This is a genomic window from Nocardioides sp. YIM 152588 (genome assembly GCF_040191335.1).
Classification (GTDB): Bacteria; Actinomycetota; Actinomycetes; order Propionibacteriales; family Nocardioidaceae; genus Nocardioides.
The window spans coordinates 47,533-63,141 of sequence record NZ_JBEGDJ010000001.1 but is presented as its reverse complement, the minus strand read 5'-3'; the positions used below and the strand labels follow the sequence as shown (position 1 = coordinate 63,141).

The 15,609-nt window shown below is 74.7% G+C and carries 17 protein-coding genes; 3 read left to right on the top strand and 14 right to left on the bottom strand.

What is annotated here, in order from left to right:
- Positions 1 to 13 precede the first annotated feature (13 nt).
- The 3 genes from ABLM29_RS00345 to ABLM29_RS00335 all read right to left on the bottom strand — a co-directional run bounded on the left by ABLM29_RS00345 (position 14) and on the right by ABLM29_RS00335 (position 2,529).
- Positions 14 to 1,369, bottom strand: a complete 1,356-nt coding sequence (locus ABLM29_RS00345; protein WP_349711306.1) for a DUF1214 domain-containing protein — start codon at positions 1,367 to 1,369, stop codon at positions 14 to 16.
- A 145-nt stretch (positions 1,370 to 1,514) separates the two neighbouring features.
- Complete coding sequence (arfB, locus tag ABLM29_RS00340) at positions 1,515 to 1,970, bottom strand: alternative ribosome rescue aminoacyl-tRNA hydrolase ArfB (RefSeq protein WP_502889125.1); 456 nt, start codon at positions 1,968 to 1,970, stop codon at positions 1,515 to 1,517.
- Positions 1,971 to 2,004: 34 nt separating this feature from the next.
- Positions 2,005 to 2,529, bottom strand: a complete 525-nt coding sequence (locus ABLM29_RS00335; protein ID WP_349711305.1) for a 2'-5' RNA ligase family protein — start codon at positions 2,527 to 2,529, stop codon at positions 2,005 to 2,007.
- Between the two features lie 77 nt (positions 2,530 to 2,606).
- On the opposite strand from ABLM29_RS00335, the gene ABLM29_RS00330 reads away from it, so the two are divergent.
- Together ABLM29_RS00330 and ABLM29_RS00325 are read left to right on the top strand one after the other, a co-directional pair.
- Positions 2,607 to 4,007, top strand: a complete 1,401-nt coding sequence (locus tag ABLM29_RS00330; RefSeq protein ID WP_349711303.1) for a type I glutamate--ammonia ligase — start codon at positions 2,607 to 2,609, stop codon at positions 4,005 to 4,007.
- A 13-nt stretch (positions 4,008 to 4,020) separates the two neighbouring features.
- Complete coding sequence (locus ABLM29_RS00325) at positions 4,021 to 5,169, top strand: amidohydrolase family protein (RefSeq protein WP_349711300.1); 1,149 nt, start codon at positions 4,021 to 4,023, stop codon at positions 5,167 to 5,169.
- Positions 5,170 to 5,539: 370 nt separating this feature from the next.
- On the opposite strand, the gene ABLM29_RS00320 is transcribed toward ABLM29_RS00325, so the two are convergent.
- From ABLM29_RS00320 to ABLM29_RS00305, 4 genes are all read right to left on the bottom strand, one after another.
- Positions 5,540 to 6,328 (bottom strand): hypothetical protein, encoded by a 789-nt coding sequence (locus ABLM29_RS00320; RefSeq protein WP_349711298.1) that lies wholly within the window; start codon positions 6,326 to 6,328, stop codon positions 5,540 to 5,542.
- A gap of 187 nt (positions 6,329 to 6,515) precedes the next feature.
- On the bottom strand, positions 6,516 to 7,262 hold the full coding sequence (locus ABLM29_RS00315) for a class I SAM-dependent methyltransferase (protein WP_349711296.1): 747 nt from the start codon (positions 7,260 to 7,262) through the stop codon (positions 6,516 to 6,518).
- 86 nt (positions 7,263 to 7,348) lie between these two features.
- Positions 7,349 to 8,089 (bottom strand): DUF2071 domain-containing protein, encoded by a 741-nt coding sequence (locus ABLM29_RS00310; RefSeq protein ID WP_349711295.1) that lies wholly within the window; start codon positions 8,087 to 8,089, stop codon positions 7,349 to 7,351.
- A 285-nt stretch (positions 8,090 to 8,374) separates the two neighbouring features.
- Entirely contained in the window at positions 8,375 to 9,367 is a 993-nt protein-coding gene (locus tag ABLM29_RS00305) for a GNAT family N-acetyltransferase (protein ID WP_349711294.1), read from the bottom strand.
- Between the two features lie 55 nt (positions 9,368 to 9,422).
- Between ABLM29_RS00305 and ABLM29_RS00300 the strand changes: the two genes are divergently transcribed.
- Positions 9,423 to 9,812, top strand: a complete 390-nt coding sequence (locus ABLM29_RS00300; protein ID WP_349711293.1) for a hypothetical protein — start codon at positions 9,423 to 9,425, stop codon at positions 9,810 to 9,812.
- 203 nt (positions 9,813 to 10,015) lie between these two features.
- Here ABLM29_RS00300 and ABLM29_RS00295 read toward each other — a convergent pair whose 3' ends face one another.
- The 7 genes from ABLM29_RS00295 to ABLM29_RS00265 are packed head-to-tail and all read right to left on the bottom strand — an operon-like array spanning position 10,016 to position 15,504.
- Positions 10,016 to 11,170: a sensor histidine kinase gene (locus ABLM29_RS00295; protein ID WP_349711291.1), complete on the bottom strand. Its 1,155-nt coding sequence runs from the start codon at positions 11,168 to 11,170 to the stop codon at positions 10,016 to 10,018.
- Positions 11,167 to 11,880 (bottom strand): response regulator transcription factor, encoded by a 714-nt coding sequence (locus tag ABLM29_RS00290; RefSeq protein ID WP_349711289.1) that lies wholly within the window; start codon positions 11,878 to 11,880, stop codon positions 11,167 to 11,169. Before ABLM29_RS00290 ends, ABLM29_RS00295 begins: the two co-directional genes overlap by 4 nt.
- A complete protein-coding gene (locus ABLM29_RS00285) occupies positions 11,855 to 12,292 on the bottom strand; it encodes a hypothetical protein (protein WP_349711287.1) in 438 nt (145 codons plus the stop codon). The genes ABLM29_RS00290 and ABLM29_RS00285 overlap by 26 nt, the downstream gene beginning before the upstream one ends.
- Positions 12,289 to 13,515, bottom strand: a complete 1,227-nt coding sequence (locus ABLM29_RS00280; protein ID WP_349711285.1) for a molybdopterin-dependent oxidoreductase — start codon at positions 13,513 to 13,515, stop codon at positions 12,289 to 12,291. The genes ABLM29_RS00285 and ABLM29_RS00280 overlap by 4 nt, the downstream gene beginning before the upstream one ends.
- Positions 13,512 to 14,156, bottom strand: coding sequence for a methyltransferase domain-containing protein (locus ABLM29_RS00275; protein WP_349711284.1), 645 nt, complete (start codon positions 14,154 to 14,156; stop codon positions 13,512 to 13,514). The genes ABLM29_RS00280 and ABLM29_RS00275 overlap by 4 nt, the downstream gene beginning before the upstream one ends.
- Positions 14,153 to 14,839: a DUF2064 domain-containing protein gene (locus tag ABLM29_RS00270; RefSeq protein WP_349711283.1), complete on the bottom strand. Its 687-nt coding sequence runs from the start codon at positions 14,837 to 14,839 to the stop codon at positions 14,153 to 14,155. The genes ABLM29_RS00275 and ABLM29_RS00270 overlap by 4 nt, the downstream gene beginning before the upstream one ends.
- Positions 14,836 to 15,504 carry a glycosyltransferase family 2 protein gene (locus ABLM29_RS00265; protein WP_349711282.1) on the bottom strand — a complete coding sequence of 223 codons (669 nt, stop codon included), beginning with the start codon at positions 15,502 to 15,504 and terminating at the stop codon, positions 14,836 to 14,838. Before ABLM29_RS00265 ends, ABLM29_RS00270 begins: the two co-directional genes overlap by 4 nt.
- Between the last annotated feature and the right edge of the window lie 105 nt (positions 15,505 to 15,609).

Below are 15,609 nucleotides of genomic sequence, written 5' to 3'. Positions count from 1 at the left end.
CGGCGAGGCGCGCTCAGGGTGTCGCGCGAGGTGTGATCGGTGGGGGCAGGTAGGTGTTCTCGGCGACGCTGCTGCCCTCGACCACGCCGTAGACACGGAGCATCACGTTGAACTGGCGGCGCCGGACCGGCAGCCAGTTCGCCTCGGGCACGCCGGCGGGCTTCACCCGGGAGATGTAGACGGTGAGCGAGCCGTCGTCGTTGTAGGTCAGCCCCGGCGTGTAGCGCGCCACGAGGTACTTGTCGGCGCGGTTCGGGATCAGCTCGACGGTCTTGGGCGTGTAGGCGGTCAGCGACCAGAACCGGGACGCGTCGGGCGTGGTGCCGTTCGCGCTGCCCGGAGCCGCGAAGTCGATGACGTAGCCACCCCGGGTGGCGCCCACCAGCGGCTCCCCGGCGACGTCGTAGAACGCGTGGTAGTAGGCCGCGGTGGAGATGCCGTTGCAGTACTGGCAGAACTCCGTGATCGAGGACCGGTCCAGCACGTTCGTGCCCCAGTCGCCGATGTTGGTGAAGTGGGTCCAGTTGGTCGCACCGCGGTGGTCGAGGTAGTTGTCGATGATCGCCGCGTGGGCCGCGCGCGTCGCCGCTTCGAACTCGGCCCGGTCCTCGGGGCTGAGGCCCCGACCGTCGCCGAACGCGGCGTCGAAGGTCTCGGACAGCTCCTCGTCCGCCGCCGAGAGCGGCGGGTGGACCGAGGAGGCGACGGCGCGCTGGAGACCCCGCAGGAAGCCGATCGGCCGGTTGTTCGCGCGCCGGTCGGCGATCAGCTTGAACGGCGTCGCGTAGTCGCGCTCGGGCACGACGGCCGTGGCCTCCCGGTTGATGCGCAGCCGCCGGCGGAACGCCTCGGCCCGCGTCGTGAGGTCCGTCTGGCCGCTGTACTTGTCGGCGCGGAAGATCATGAACATGAAGTCGTAGGGCAGCACCGCGGCGCTCCCACCCGGGTGGCTCCTCGCGTCGGCGCCGGGGCCGACGAGCGTGTAGCGGGTGGCCGGCATCCGCGTGCCGGCCGCCTTCGAGGGCACCGGGGAGTCGTAGACGTTGCCGAACGCGTCGAGCAGCAGGACCGAGTACCCGACCTTGCGGGACGCCGGCACCCGGATGTGGACCGGACCCTCGCTGGTGTCGATCGGGCTGCTGGCGTAGAGCGTGTCGTCGTTGATCGCGACGACCGACTGGTAGATCGGCGAGATCCTGTCGGGACCGATGAACTTGTTCTTGGGCGCCAGGGCGAACTGGAGGTTCGTGAACCACAGCGGGTAGAACGTCTCGACGTACTGCTGCGTCGTCGAGCCGATGTCGTCGGGTGGGTCCGCTGCCTCCGCCGGGCCGCGTGGGACGCCGCTGAGGGTCACGGCGAGGGCCATCGCTACCGCCGCGGCGGACCAACGCCCGGCCGCGGACTTCCTGAAGTGAAGCATCGCGCCTCCGAGGGATGCGACTCCATCGTCACCGCCGTCGAGCGTGACCCGCGGCGCGGCGGGGTGTCAAGGTCAAGGTGGAGGATCTGGCCTACTCGTCGCGGACCCGGCCACGCAGCGCCTTGGTCCGGCCCGCGCGCTTCTTCGACTCCACGCGGCGCCGCTGGGAGGCACGCGACGGCTTCGTGGCGCGCCGGGGCGGTGGCGGCGGCGCCAACGCGTCGCGCAGCACGGTGGCGAGGCGCTCCCGGGCGGCCGCCCGGTTGCGCAGCTGGGATCGGTGCTCCGAGGCGGTGACCACGACCTGCCCCTGGGTCAGCACGTCCGCGAGGTTGCGGAGCAGCCGAGCCCGCTGCGCCTCGGTGAACGCCGTAGAGGTCGCCGGGGCGAAGAGCAGCTCGACGCGGGAGTCGGTCGTGTTGACCGACTGCCCACCGGGGCCGGGGGATCGCGAGAAGCGCTCGACCAGCTCGCCGAGCGGGATCGTGGCGCCGGAGGGAAGCCCGGGACCGGGCGGGACCACGAGGTCTCGACCGGGCGCGCTCATGGCCCGACGGTATCGCCAGCACGCGCCCCAGGGCTCACGGGATGTGGGGCAGGTCCCACGTCTGGCCGGTGGCGCTGTCGATCAGCGCGGCCCGGTCGACGCGCACGGTCAGCGGCAGCGCGTCGGAGATCGCCTTCACCACCGTCACCAGCTGGTCGCCCTGGGCGCGGGTGGCGACCGCGACGTGCGGCACCCACTCCCCCGACTCGTAGTTGCGGTGCAGCTCGGCCCCCGTGGCCGCCAGCGCGGTCGCGATCCGCCACTGGCGCAGCGCGAGGTCCGCCGTGACGGCCGGGGCGAGCGCCGCCCGCCCCCGCGGGAACGCGAGCGTGCCGTGGAAGGACATCGGCCACGGCCGGGCCGGCGGTAGGGCGGCGAGCGACTCCCGCACCCGGTCCAGGTCCCACGCGCGGAGCACCGCGTAGGAGAGGTGCGGCTGGTGGCGCCCGTGCGTGTGCGTGGCCAGCGTGGCGATCCCGGCCGACTCCAGCCGGGACCACAGCTCCCGCACCAGGCGTTCGGAGCGGTCGTCGAAGAGCAGGCAGACGGCGAGCGCCATCTCCCCAGCATCGGCCCTCCGGCCCGAGCGGTTCCAGCCGGCGCCGGCGCGGCCTAGCCTGTCTTCCGGGAGGCACCGTGGACGCGACCGTCGACACCCAGTGGCGCAAGGAGCAGAGGCGCCGGGCTCAGGCGCGGGCGAACGCGCTCCTCGAGGAGGGCGTCGACGGCGTCGCGCTGAGCTACGTCGACAACGCCGGGGTGACCCGGGTCAAGGCGGTGCCGGTCGCGCGACTCCCCCACGCGGCGGCGTGGGGCGTCGGGATGTCGCCGGTGTTCGACGTGTTCTGCGTCGACGACTCCATCACCGCCGGACGGCTGGCCGGCGGGCCCGCCGGGGACCTGCGCCTGCACCCCGACCTCGACCGGCTGGTCCGGCTCGCCGGCCAGCCCGGCTGGGCCTGGGCACCCGTGGACCGCTTCACCCAGGACGGCCGGGAGCACCCCGGCTGCCAGCGCTCGTTCGCGCGCCGCGCCGCCGACCGCGCCGCCGCGGCCGGGCTCGACGTGCGGATGGGCTTCGAGATCGAGTGGGTCGTCGGCAGCGACACCGGCGGCGGGCCGGGAGCCGACTTCGCGGCGGCGTGCCGCGGGCCGGCGTACGGGATGACGCGGATGGTGGAGCTCGGCGACTACTGCCGCGACCTGCTGACCGCCCTGGCGGAGCAGTCCGTGGAGGTGCTGCAGCTGCACCCGGAGTACGCCGCCGGCCAGTTCGAGCTCTCCGCGGCACCGTTGGCGCCGGTGGCGGCCGCGGACCAGGTGCTGCTGGTCCGGGAGACGGTCCGCGCCGTCTCGCGCCGGCACGGGATGGAGGCGACGTTCGCGCCGGTCGTGGTCGCCGGCGCGGTCGGCAACGGGCAGCACCTGCACCTCTCGCTCCGGCGCGACGGGGTGAACCTGCTCGCCGACGGCCCCGGGCGCTACGGCATCACCGCCGTCGGCGAGTCGTTCCTCGCCGGCATCCTCGGCGCCCTGCCCGCGCTGACCGCGATCCTCGCGCCCAGCGTGCCCAGCCACCTCCGCCTGGTCCCGTCGACGTGGGCGGGCGCCTACCGGTGCTGGGGTCGCGAGAACCGGGAGGCGGCCCTCCGGCTGGTCACCGGCTCCACCGGCGAGACGCGGGAGGCCGCCAACGCGGAGGTCAAGTGCCTCGACGCCAGCGCCAACCCCTACCTCGTCGTCGGCGCCGTGCTGGACGTCGGCCTGGCCGCGCTCGACGCCGGGCTGGTGCTGCCGGAGGAGGTGCCCGGCGACCCCGCGGCGCTCGCCCCCGGCGACCTGGAGCGGCTCGGGGTCGAGCGGCTGCCCCGATCCGTCGCCGAGGCGCTGGACCACCTCGACGCCTCGGAGCTGTTGACCGACGCGCTGGGCGAGTACCTCTGCGACGCGTTCACCGCCGTGCGCCGTGCGGAGGCGGCGCTCTTCGCCGACCGGACCCCCGCCGAGGTCGTGGCCGCCACCCGCTGGCGCTACTGAGGCCCGCCGAGCCATGCCCCTCGCCGACGATCTCGCCGGGCTGCCGCTCGTGGACCAGCACTGCCACCCCGTCGTCCTCGACCCCCTCGACCGGCCGGCCTTCGAGCTGCTGCTCACCGAGGCGCACGAACGCGGGCCGGAAGGCACGAGCGAGCTCGACTCGCAGGCCGGGCTCGCCGTGCGGCGCTGGTGCGCGCCGGCGCTCGGCCTGCCCCCGCACGCGGCGGCCGAGGAGTACCTCGCCCGGCGCGCCGCGCTCGGGCCGGACGAGGCCGCGCGCCGCCTGCTCGGCGCCTGCGGGGCCGTCGACCTGCTCGTCGACACCGGCCTGAGCCACCCCGGGCTGTGCTCGCCCGGCCGGCTGGGCGAGCACGCCGGCGCGCGGGTCCACGAAATCACCAGGATCGAGGCGGTCGTCGAGGAGATCGCTGCCTCCGGCGTCGACGCCTCCGGCCTTGGCGCCGCGGTCGCCGACGCCCTCGCCGCGCGGACCGCCGGATCGGTGGGCTTCAAGACGATCGCGGCCTACCGCACCGGACTCGACCTCCCGGCGAGCCCGCCGGCCGCGGCCGAGGTGCGCCGGGCCGCGGACCGGTGGCTCCACACCGGCGCCGCGGGCGGACGGTCGCGGCTCGACGAGCCCGTGCTCATCGCGCACGCCGTCCACGCCTGCCTGCGCCTCGGGCTGCCGCTGCAGGTGCACACCGGGTTCGGCGACCCCGACCTCGACCTGCACCGCGCCGACCCGTCCCTCCTCGTGCCGCTCCTGCGGGCACTCCCACCCGAGGCCGGGCCCGTCGTGCTGCTGCACTGCTACCCCTACCACCGCCAGGCCGCCTACCTCGCCCACGCCTTCCCCCGCGTCGCGCTCGACCTCGGCCTCGCGATCAACCACGTCGGCGTACGGGCTGCGGCGGTGGTGGCCGAGACGCTCGAGCTGGCGCCGTTCGGGTCCGTGCTGCACGCCACCGACGGCTTCGCGCTGCCCGAGCTGCACCACCTCGGCTCCGTGCTCTTCCGCCGCGCCCTCGCCCGGGTCCTGGAGTCCTGGCTCGCCGACGACGCCCTGACCGCCGACGACGCCCTCCGGTACGCCGGCATGATCGGCGCCGGGAACGCCCGGCGGGTCTACGGGCTGCCCGCCGAGGCGGGTAGTCCCTGACGAAAAGCACCCGAAAGCCGCGGCGGGCGGTGCTTTTCGTCAGGGACTACCGCTCACCCGGCTGGATCGTCGACAGAGTGGGCGGCTGATTCGGGGTGTGGGGCGTCCGGTGGCGCCCCACACTGATGGCGTGCTCCTCCTCCGACATCTCCGGTGCCGCCTCGCCGGCCATCGGATGTTGCCGTACGGCCCACCTCCCGGGCGACGGCATGCCGACTACCTACCCCAGGTGGAGTCGTGCGAGCGGTGCGGCGAGTCCCGGTACTCCGACGGCCGGCCGGTGGCGGCAGCCGACCGCCCGGACGTGCGCCGGTACGGGGCGGCGGCGGTGGCGCCACCCGACGACCTTCCCGCCTGACAGCGCGGATGCCTATCCGTCCGCGGCCTGCCAGATCAGGTCGTCGGGCATCGGTCCGGCCTCGAACGCCCAGGCGACCACCGCCTCTTCCAGGATCTCCTGGTCGCGCGTCCGTGCGACGTGCTTCGTGCGGCCTCCGCCCTCAGGCACCTCGAGCCGCTCGAGGCGGACGTAGCGACCGTCGCGTTCCAGCCGGAGGCGCTCGAGGCCGTCCGTCCCGATGCGATCGATCTGGACGAAGGCCTCGGCCCGATCGAGGACGTCCTCGACCAGCATCTGCAGGAGCCCCTCCGAGGGGTCCACGTCGTCCTCACCGGTCGACGTCGTGATCCGGAGGAACGCGTCGCGCCGCGCCTCGCGACCGGGATCGGGCGCTGCGGGTAGCGCTGAGCCCGGGCGGACCGGGGCGGGCCCCAGCTCCCGCGTGCGCCGCAGCATCCAGCGCGTCGACGGCAAGTCGTCGGCCAGGTGGCGCCGCCGCGCGTAACTGCGTGCGGCCTCCACGACCTCGTCCGCGAGGTCCAGGACGGCCGTGACCGGATCGTCCGGAGGGATCGGCGGTAGCGCGACCTCGGCGCTCAGCACTCCGTGCCGCTTCGACAACCGCCCCAGCCGCACCCCCGACCAGTCCGGTCTCAGGTACCGGTTCGGGGCGATGAACGTCACCGAGAGCGCGAACGGGTCCCCGAACTCGCTCTCGTCCTCCAGCTCCGACAGCCGGCGCGACAACGCCATCACGACGTCACCCCAGCGGTGGGATGTCTGGTCCGGCCCCGTGATCACGTTGAAACCGACCGTCATCACCGACGTCTCCTGTGCGTGCTGACCCTGGAGGGCGGCGTTCGCGGACCCGCCGAGTATGGGCCGCCGGAGGCGCCTGCGTGGCAGTTCGGTCGAGGTGGTCCGCTCACTCCGGAGGCGGGTAGTCCCTGACGAAAAGCACCCGAAAGCCGCGGCAGTCGGTGCTTTTCGTCAGGGACTACCCGCCTCAGCGCCGAGCGTCGATGAGGTGCCGGGTCGAGTGGGCCACGAACGGCTGGCCGCTCCGGAGTCGCGCGTCGAGCTCCCGCAGCCTGTCGTCGTACGAGGCGACCGAGAAGTCCGGCACCCACCACGGGCACTTGCGCAGCAGCCAGACGACGGCGCCGACGTCGTGGAGCTCCATCCGGCACCGCGCGGTCCGCAGCATCTCGACGTCCAGTCCCGCGGCGCGGGCGGCCTCGGCCTCCCGCGCGGGGTCGCGCAGGGAGCGGGCGTCGGGCAGGGGCCCGAGGAAGTACTCGATCAGCTCGAACGCCGATCCCGGGCCCACGTGCTGGGCGAAGTAGCGCCCACCGGGCACCAGGACCCGGTGGAGCTCGGTCCAGTCCGGACGGACCGGGTGGCGGGACGAGACCAGCTCGAACGACTCGTCGGGGAAGGGCAGACGCCCACCGTCGGTCTCCACGACCTCGACGCCGCGGGTGCCGAGCAGCTCGCGGGCGCGCGCGGCGTTCGGCGCCCATCCCTCGGTCACGACCATGCGTGGCGGAAGCACGGGGGCGTCCGCCACGACCTCGCCTCCGCCGGTGTCGATGTCCAACGCCGACCCGACGCGGCCGAGGCGCTCGCCGAGCGCACGGGCATACCCCCAGGGCGGACGCTCCTCAGTCGCCCGCCCGTCCAGCCACCCGAACCCCCAGCCCGACACGTCGGCCGCCTCGGCCTCGTCGACCAGCTCCTCGTACGTCCGCACCCGCGCATCCTGTCGCCGCGGCCGACCCACCGCCACCCGGCCGCGGCCAGCCCACCACCACAGTCAGGCGGAGACGACGACGCGCATCAGCGCGGCACCGGCTCCTGGCGCAAGGTCTGCATCGGCTCCCACGCGACGGGCAGGCGTCGCATGAGCAGTCCGTTGTCGAGGACCGCCGTGCCACGCGGGAACTCCTGCGGGTCGTCGAACAGCGAGGACGTCGCCTCGGTGACCCGGACCGGTTCGACCTTCCACGCCGAGGTGTGCATCCGGAGGCCCTCGAAGCGGCCCGCGGTATGGGTCGCGGAGTAGCCGAGCGCGCCCTGCTCGAAGAACCGGGAGGCCTCGTCCACCGTGTCGAACAGGCCGGAGCCGCCCAGGTCCGGCGCGACGGTGGCATCGACGGAGACGCTCGCGGAGCCGTCGCGGGCGGAGAAGGCGACGTGGAGGTCGTCCTCGGTCTCGGACACGTCGAAGCGGGCCAGGTGGTGCTCACCGGGGAACGCCCGGCCGCCGAGTAGCACGCCGAGCCGCGAGTCGGTGTCGCGGCGCGGGATGTAGACGCCGGTACGGCGCCCGGCCGCCGGGTCGTCCCACTCGACGGCGAAGCGGTGAGCGGCGTTCTCGCTCCGCACGCCGACCATCCCAGGCAGGCCGGCCGGCCGCATCGCCCCGAGGCGGATCAGGCAGATGCCCGCGACGGCGTGGCCGTTGTGCAGCTGCGGACGGAACGGCGCCGGGATGTGCGAGCGGGCCACCTCCGGATCGAGGCGGTAGTTCACCAGCAGCCGGCGCTGAATCTCGCCGCGCAGGGTAGGCGTCCACACGTCGCTGCTCCGTTCTGCCGTCGGCCACGAGTCGGGGCCGTGACGGTAGCGCGCGAAGCGCCGCCCCGTGCTCCGTTTTCGGCCGAGCGAGCGAACCGGGCGCATCGCGAACCGCGCCCGCACCTCGGCGCTGCCCCGTGACGATCGACGCCGAGCCGACCGGGACGAGGGCGCCCGGCAACCAGGCGGGCGACCAACCTCACGGGGCGGGTAGTCCCTGACGAAAAGCACCCGGAACCCGCGGGTCGCGGTGCTTTTCGTCAGGGACTACCCCCTTCACAACACTCAGCCGGCCGCCGAGCGCTGGTAGACGATCTCCCGCCCCATCACCCGGTAGCCGAGCACCTCGTTCACGCCGATCATGTGGTCGTTGGACTCGGCGTTCCACGTGTCGATCGTCGCCAGCTGCGGTTCGGCGTCGCGCAGCCACCGCATCATGTCGGCCTTCAGCAGCAGCCCGAGGCGGTGGCCACGGTGGGCGCGGGTGACCGAGGTGTCGTGCTGGTCGCCACGCTCGGGGTGGTCGGCCTCCACCGCCACCACCGTCTGGCCGGCGAGCTCGCCGGACGGCACGTGCCGGGCGACCACGCGGTACATCCGCTCGTTGCGGCCGGCGCTCGCCGCCTCGTAGGCCCGCATCCGGGCGTCGGTGAAGACCTCGTCCTCGTAGTCGAGGTGGTCCAGGGGTGCGTCGTTGATCGCCGACGCCATCTCCGCGAGGGCGGGCAGCACGTCGTCGGGGGTCGGGACGTCCCACCGCTCGAGCGCGTACTCCCCGGCGTACGGCAGCGCGGCGTCGTACCGGCTGTCGAGCTCCGGCCAGTCGATGTCGGCCAGGAGCTGGCGGCGGTTGATGTTCGACTGCTTGGCCACGAACCCGTGCCGGGCGGCGAACGCGGCGGCCGCCGGGCTCTCCCATGCATCGGCGCCGAGGCTGGAGCGCCCCAGGTCGTGCGCGGCGCCGACCATCGCCTCCAGGATCTCCGAGCCGTGGCCGGACCGCCGGTGGTCGGGATGCACCGCGACGCCCAACCACGCGGCGTCGAGGTTGTCGTAGTCGCTCACGCTGACCGCTCCCCCACCCACGACCGTGCCGTCGACGCGGGCCAGGTACGGCGTCGACGGCTCCCCGTCCCAGCCGTGCCGGAACCGCGCGGCGCCGATCGCGGCCGTCACCGGGTGCTCCCACGGCGCGTCGACCGCCGCGACCGCGTTGGTCAGCGCGGCCCACGCCTGGAGGTCGGCCGCGTCATCGGGGCCGAAGGATGTGATCTCCATAACACCCCAGGATGCCCCCTGGGGGATATCGGCGCCAACGATTATCGTGGTGCTCGTGAGCACCGCCCAAGGTCAGACCACCCCCCAGGGTCAGAGCACCGCGGCGACGCCGGCTCCGCGCCGACGCCACCTGATGGACCCGAACGCGCCGCGGAAGAAGCCCGACCCCGAGGCGATGAAGCGCCTCGAGACCGTCCAGCGCCGGGTCATCTCGGCCGTCGTCCTCACGACCGTCGGGCACATGGTCGCCGGCTTCATCATCGCCGCCGACCACGTCAACGCCGACCGGCTGGACGCGCAGATCGGCCTCAACGTGATCGCCGCGGCGTTCGGCGTCGGCGGCATCGCCGGGACGCTGGTGCTGAACCGGCGCTCCCCGTGGTCCTGGTGGCTGCTGCTCGGCGTGATCCCGAGCATCTTCGGCATCTGGTGGATCTGCTTCTGACCCACCGGGCTCCGACGGGCCGACCTGCGCCCGCCGGAGCGACACGCCGGGGCGCGCAACCTCGCGCCCGGGTCGGGCGTCACCCGGATGTGTTCTACACCTACGCCGGAATCCTCTGGTCCGCGATCTTCATGGTGGCGCTCCTCGGCGTCATCCGACACCAGTGGCGGTCGCACCGGCGACGAACACGCGGGCCGCGGCCCTCACACCCCTGAGCCGGTCGCGACACCCGATCCCGTCGGCAGCCGGATCCGGAACCGGCACCCCGTCCCGGGGTCCAGGTTCTCCACGGTGACCGCGCCGCGGTGCGCCTCGACGATGCCGCGCACGATCGCGAGGCCCAGGCCGGCGCGCCCCACGGACGGCTCCCCCGGCGTCCGCGCCGCGGAGCCCTGCCACCCCACCTCGAAGACCCGCTCCATGTCGGCGACGGGGATGCCGCCGCACTCGTCGGTCACGCTGAGCTCGACGGCGCCGGGCAGCGGCTCGGCCACGACGCGGACCGTGCCGTCGTCCGGCGTGTGCCGGATCGCGTTCATCACCAGGTTCGAGATCGCCCGCGACAGGGCCGCGGCATCCGCGGTCACCTTGATCCCGTCCGCCACGTGGCCGCCGAGGCGCACGTTGCGGGTCCGCGCCACCGGGTCGGCGCTGGCGATCGCCTCGCTGACCAGGTCCCGCAGCAGCACCGACTCCAGCACCGGCTGCCCGACGCCGGCGTGGATCTTGGAGAGCTCGAAGAGGTCGTCGACCATCAGCGTCATCCGGTCCACGTCGCGCCGGATCTGGGCCAGGTAGCGGTCGGGGTCGACCGCCAGCCCGTCCTCCAGTGCCTCGGTCATCGCCCGCAGCCCGGCCAGCGGGGTGCGCAGGTCGTGGGAGACCCACGACACCAGCTCGCGGCGGGACTGGTCGAGCCGCCGCTCGCGCTCCCGCGAGGCGGCCAGCTCGCCCTGGGTCTCCGCGAGCGCCTCGGTCAGCTCGCGGAACTCGCTCGGGCCGCGCGGCGGGTCGATCTCGCCGTCCACGTCGCCCAGGCGCCGGACGTTGGTGCGCACCGCCCCCACCCAGCGCGCGACGAAGGACCCGAGGGCCAGCACGGCGAGCAGGGAGACCACGGCGGCGGCGGAGCCGACGTACATGGCGACGGTGAGGTCGTGGCCGGAGATGAACATCCGCTGGGTGACGGCGACCAGGCCGGCGTACGGCGCGGCGACCGCGACCAGCGCGATGACGGCCAGCTGCCAGCGCAGCGAGCGGTCCCGCAGCAGCCAGCTGGCCAGCAGCCCGAGCAGGCCGACGCCGGCGGCACATACCACCGAGATGAGCAGGATCTCCGCCTGCACCGCGGGCGTCACCGGGCGACCTCCGCGGGCGCGGTGGCGCCGTCGGCGGGCTCCCACAGGTAGCCCGCGCCCCAGACGGTCAGGAGCCGGCGGGGCTCCGCGGGGTCGTCCTCGACCTTCTCGCGCAGCCGCCGCACGTGCACCGTCACGGTCGACCGGTCGCCGATCGACCAGCCCCAGACGTTCTCGAGCAGGTCGTCGCGGGACAGGGTGACGCCCGGGTGCGCGACCAGGTAGCGCAGCAGGTCGTACTCGCGGGAGGTCAGTACCAGCCGCTCCCCCGAGCGGAGCACCTGTCGGCGCGGGTGGTCGACCACCAGGTCGCCGTCGCGCAGCACGTCCGGCAGCGCGGGCTCGCGCCCCGACGTACGCCGCAGCACCGACTCCACCCGCAGCGCGAGCTCACGCGGGCTGAACGGCTTGCTGACGTAGTCGTCCGCGCCCAGCTCCAGGCCGGTCACCCGGTCCACCTCGCCGCCCAGCGCGGTGAGCATGATGATCGGCACCTCGCGGGTGCTGCGGATGCGGCGGCAGACCTCGAGTCCGTCGATCCCGGGCAGCATCAGGTCCAGCACGACCAGGTCGGCCGGGCGGCGGGCCATCGCGACGATCGCCTCCTCGCCGTCGGCGGCCTCGGCCACCTCGTGCTGGTTCGCCCGCAGGTAGGTCGCCACCACCTCACGGACGGTCGGGTCGTCATCCACGACGAGGACGCTTGCCACGGTCACCTCCGGTTCTCTCTCGCGAGCGTACGACGAGCGCGGCCGCCACCGCGGCGACCACCACCAACGCGGCCAGGCCGCCCCATCCGGCCCAGTAGTCGCGGTCGAGCAGCGTCGGGTTGTCGGCGCGCCGGCCCCACCCGCCCAGCACCGGGATCGCCATCACCGTGAGCGTGCCGAGGACCAGTCCGGCGACCACGGCGGGCCCACGCGCCCAGGACGGCAGGAGCCGCGAACCGAGCCAGGCCGCGGCGATCACGAGCGGCGCCAGCAGGAGGTCGTGGGCGACCACGCCGCCCGCCAGCCAGAGCGCGGTCGAGACGAGGTCGCCCAGGCTCGATCGCGTGAGCAGCAGCCAGCCGCCGTACGCCGCCAGCAGGACGCCCGCGCCGCCGACCACGAGCCGGGTCATGCGAGCACCTCCATCCGGGTGACCCACTTGGTCTGGAGCACGCCCGGCCGGTTCGGCGCGATGATCCGGGCCGGGAACCCGTGGTCGATGTCCAGTGGCTCGCCGTTGAGGCCGAGCGCGAGCAGCGTGTCCGGGTGGTCGGCGAAGTTGCCCGGCAGCACCGAGGAGGAGCTGGCCCCGCGGGTCTGGAGCGACTCCACCCGGACGCCGGCACCGCGCGGCGCCTGCACCAGGTCCAGCAGCGTGCGCACCGGCACGCCGGTCCAGGTCCCGGAGGCGCTCCAGCCCTCCACGCAGGCGATCGGGAGGGTGCGGGTCCGCTGCTCGAGCGCGGCCAGCTCGGCCCGCGTCAGGGTGATCGAGCGCTCGCCCCGGACGACCTCGAGACGGTAGCCGTCGCCGACGGCCTCGGCGGTGACGCCCGCGGCGGACGCCGTCCGGTTGATCGGGACGCCCTGCGGCCCCTCGCCGGTGCGGACCGCGAAGATCGAGACCTTGCGCAGCAGCGGCACCGAGGCGCCGGCGGTGAGCAGCACCGCGCCGGCCGCCGCGCCCCAGGTGCCCCGCAGGAGCGTGCGCCGCGAGACCGGGCCCGGAGCGGTGGCGTTCGGCCGGTCCAGGCCGGTGTCGTCCACGGGCGAGCCGAGCGCGCCGCGGATCACCGGCAGCTTCACCGCGACGTGCAGCAGGAGCGCCCCGATCGCGACCCACGCCACCGCGTAGTGCGTGCGCCGGAACGAGAAGTCCCACGGGTACCACTGCGTGACGTTGGCCAGCCCGGAGGCGAGCTGGAAGATCGCGGCGGCGACGAGGACGCCGATCGAGCCCCGCAGCAGCGCGGTCATCACGAGCGCCCGCGGGATCCGGGGCGGCCGCTCGAACAGCTTCGGGTAGACGCTCCACAGCTTGACCAGCAGCAGCGGCACCGCGGCCGTCCCCGCCGCCACGTGCACCGCCTGGCTCACCCGGTAGCCCCACACCGGGCCGGTCGGGAACGGCACCGACGGGTCGGGCAGCTGCGCGTAGTGGCTGATCAGCCCAGTCAAGAACGCGATTCCGAAGCAGATCCCGAGCCACATACCGACCCGCGCGGCGACCGCCGCGCTGCGCAGCCGCGAGGTGAACCGGTCCTCCAGCGGCGTCCCCGCCCCACCGGCCGTCCCGGGCTCGGCGGACTGCTCCGTGGGCCGGGCCGACTCCCGGTCCGTGTCGTGCGCGCTCATCGGCTCTCCCCCTTGTGCAGCACGGCGCACCAGCGCGCCCCGACGCGGTGCAGCGGGTCGAGCACGAGCCCGACGCGCGCCGCGAGGTCGGCGATGTCGTCCACGCCGACGACGGCCCACCGGAACGGGCGGCTGCGCCGCCCCTCGCAGTCCAGCACCGCCCACACCGCGCGCGAGGCCACCCCCGGCTCGGCGACCTCGACGACGATCCGCCCCTCACCGGCGAGCAGCTCGCCCACCCGGCCGAGCAGGGCGAGGGGATCCCCGCCGATGCCGATGTTGCCGTCGGCCAGCAGCGCCGTGTGCCAGCGCCCCTCCGCGGGCAGCACCCCGAAGACGTCCCGGCGCAGCGCGCTGGCGCCCCGCCGGTTCGTCTGGTCCACGGCCTCCGGCACCACGTCGATCCCCAGCACCACCTGCCCCCGCTCCGCGAGCGCGGCCGCCATCCGGCCCGGCCCGCAGCCGATGTCCAGCGTCGGGCCGCAGCACAGGTCGAGGATCGCCCGGTCCTCGTCGTCGGCCGCGGCCGACCACCGCCCGGTCGGCACCTCCGCCGGGTCGGGGTGCAGGCCGAGGACGTAGCAGGCGCCGCCCCGCAGCGCCTGCGAGAAGGTGGCCGTGAACGAGGAGTCCGCGCTCATCGGGCACCCCCGGCGGTGGTCCGCGCCGCCCGGTCGTGCCAGGCCCGCCCGAACAGCGTGCCGGGCGCCTCCTCGGCGACGGCGTCGGCGTCCGCGACCCGGTCGACGTCGCGCAGCGTGCGGGTGGTGGCCACGCGCAGCCCGCGACCGACCAGCGCGGCCCGGGTCAGCGCACCGGTCCGCGACGTCGACATCGGTACGCCGGCGAGGACCGCCGCGGCCGACGGGTCGTGCAGCCCGAGCAGCCACCAGCCGCCGTCCGTGGCCTGGCCGAGCACCGCATCCGCGTCCGCCAGCCCGTCCGCGGCGGCCGCGAGGTCCCCCGCGGTCGCCTGCGGCGTGTCCATGCCGACCTGGAGCAGCGGCCCCGGTGTGGCCGCGTGGGCGGCCGCGAGCCGATCGGCGAAGGTGGCGCCCACCTGGGGCCCGACCCGCCACCCGTCGAGGGCGCGGCGCAGCTCGTCGGCCCGCCGCGCCCCGGCCAGGTCGCCGGCCAGCGCCAGGTGGCACCGGTCCGGGCCGACCGCCTCGGCGCAGGCGCCGAGCGTGTCCAGGAGCGCGAGCGCCGCCAGCTCGGCGGCGTCCTCCTCGGCCGCCGCGCCGCCGCCCAGGTCCGCGGCGAGGCGGGTCTTCACCCGTCCCGGGACGGGTGCCTTCGCGACCACCAGCACGCGCGGGGTCACGAGAGCACCCGGTAGAAGTCGCGGGCCGTGCGCACGGTGCCGACCACCGAGCCCGACACCTTGGAACGGGTGCCCTCGGCGCGCGGCAGGTAGCGGACGTCGTACTCGGCGAAGGTCCAGCCGGCCGCGACCGCCGAGCGCATCAGCTCGACGGGGTAGCCGAACCGCCGGTCGCGGACGTCGAGTGCGACCAGGGCGTCGCGACGGCAGACCCGCATCGCGGGGAGGTCGTGCAGGGGGAACCCGGTGCGCCGCCGCAGCCAGCGGACGACGAGCGAGTTCCCGGCCCGCGCATGCCACGGCCAGGTCCCCCGCCGAACCGGCCGGCGGCGTCCGGCCGCCATGTCCGCGGCGCCCGAGGCCACCGCGTCGACCAGGGGCAGCAGCTCGGTCGGGTCGAACGACCCGTCGCCGTCCATGAACGCCACCAGGTCGCCGTCGGCCGCGGCCAGCCCGGCCGCGACGGCGGCGCCGTAGCCCGGCTCGGCCTCGCTCACCACCGTCGCTCCGAGGCGGGCCGCCACGTCGGCCGTGCCGTCACCCGACCCGTTGTCCACGACGATGACGCGGAGGTCCGACGGCACCCGCGGGAGCAGCTCCTGCAGCGCGGGAGCCTCGTCGCGGCACGGGAGGATGAGGTCGGCTCGCGGGCCACCGGTCGTCATGGTTCCCACGCTAGGCACGTTCACGCCCCGAAAGCGCCTGCGACTGCTTACGAACCCGTGACGTCCCGTCGCGGTCAGGGCACGGCTCACCCACGCTCCCTACGC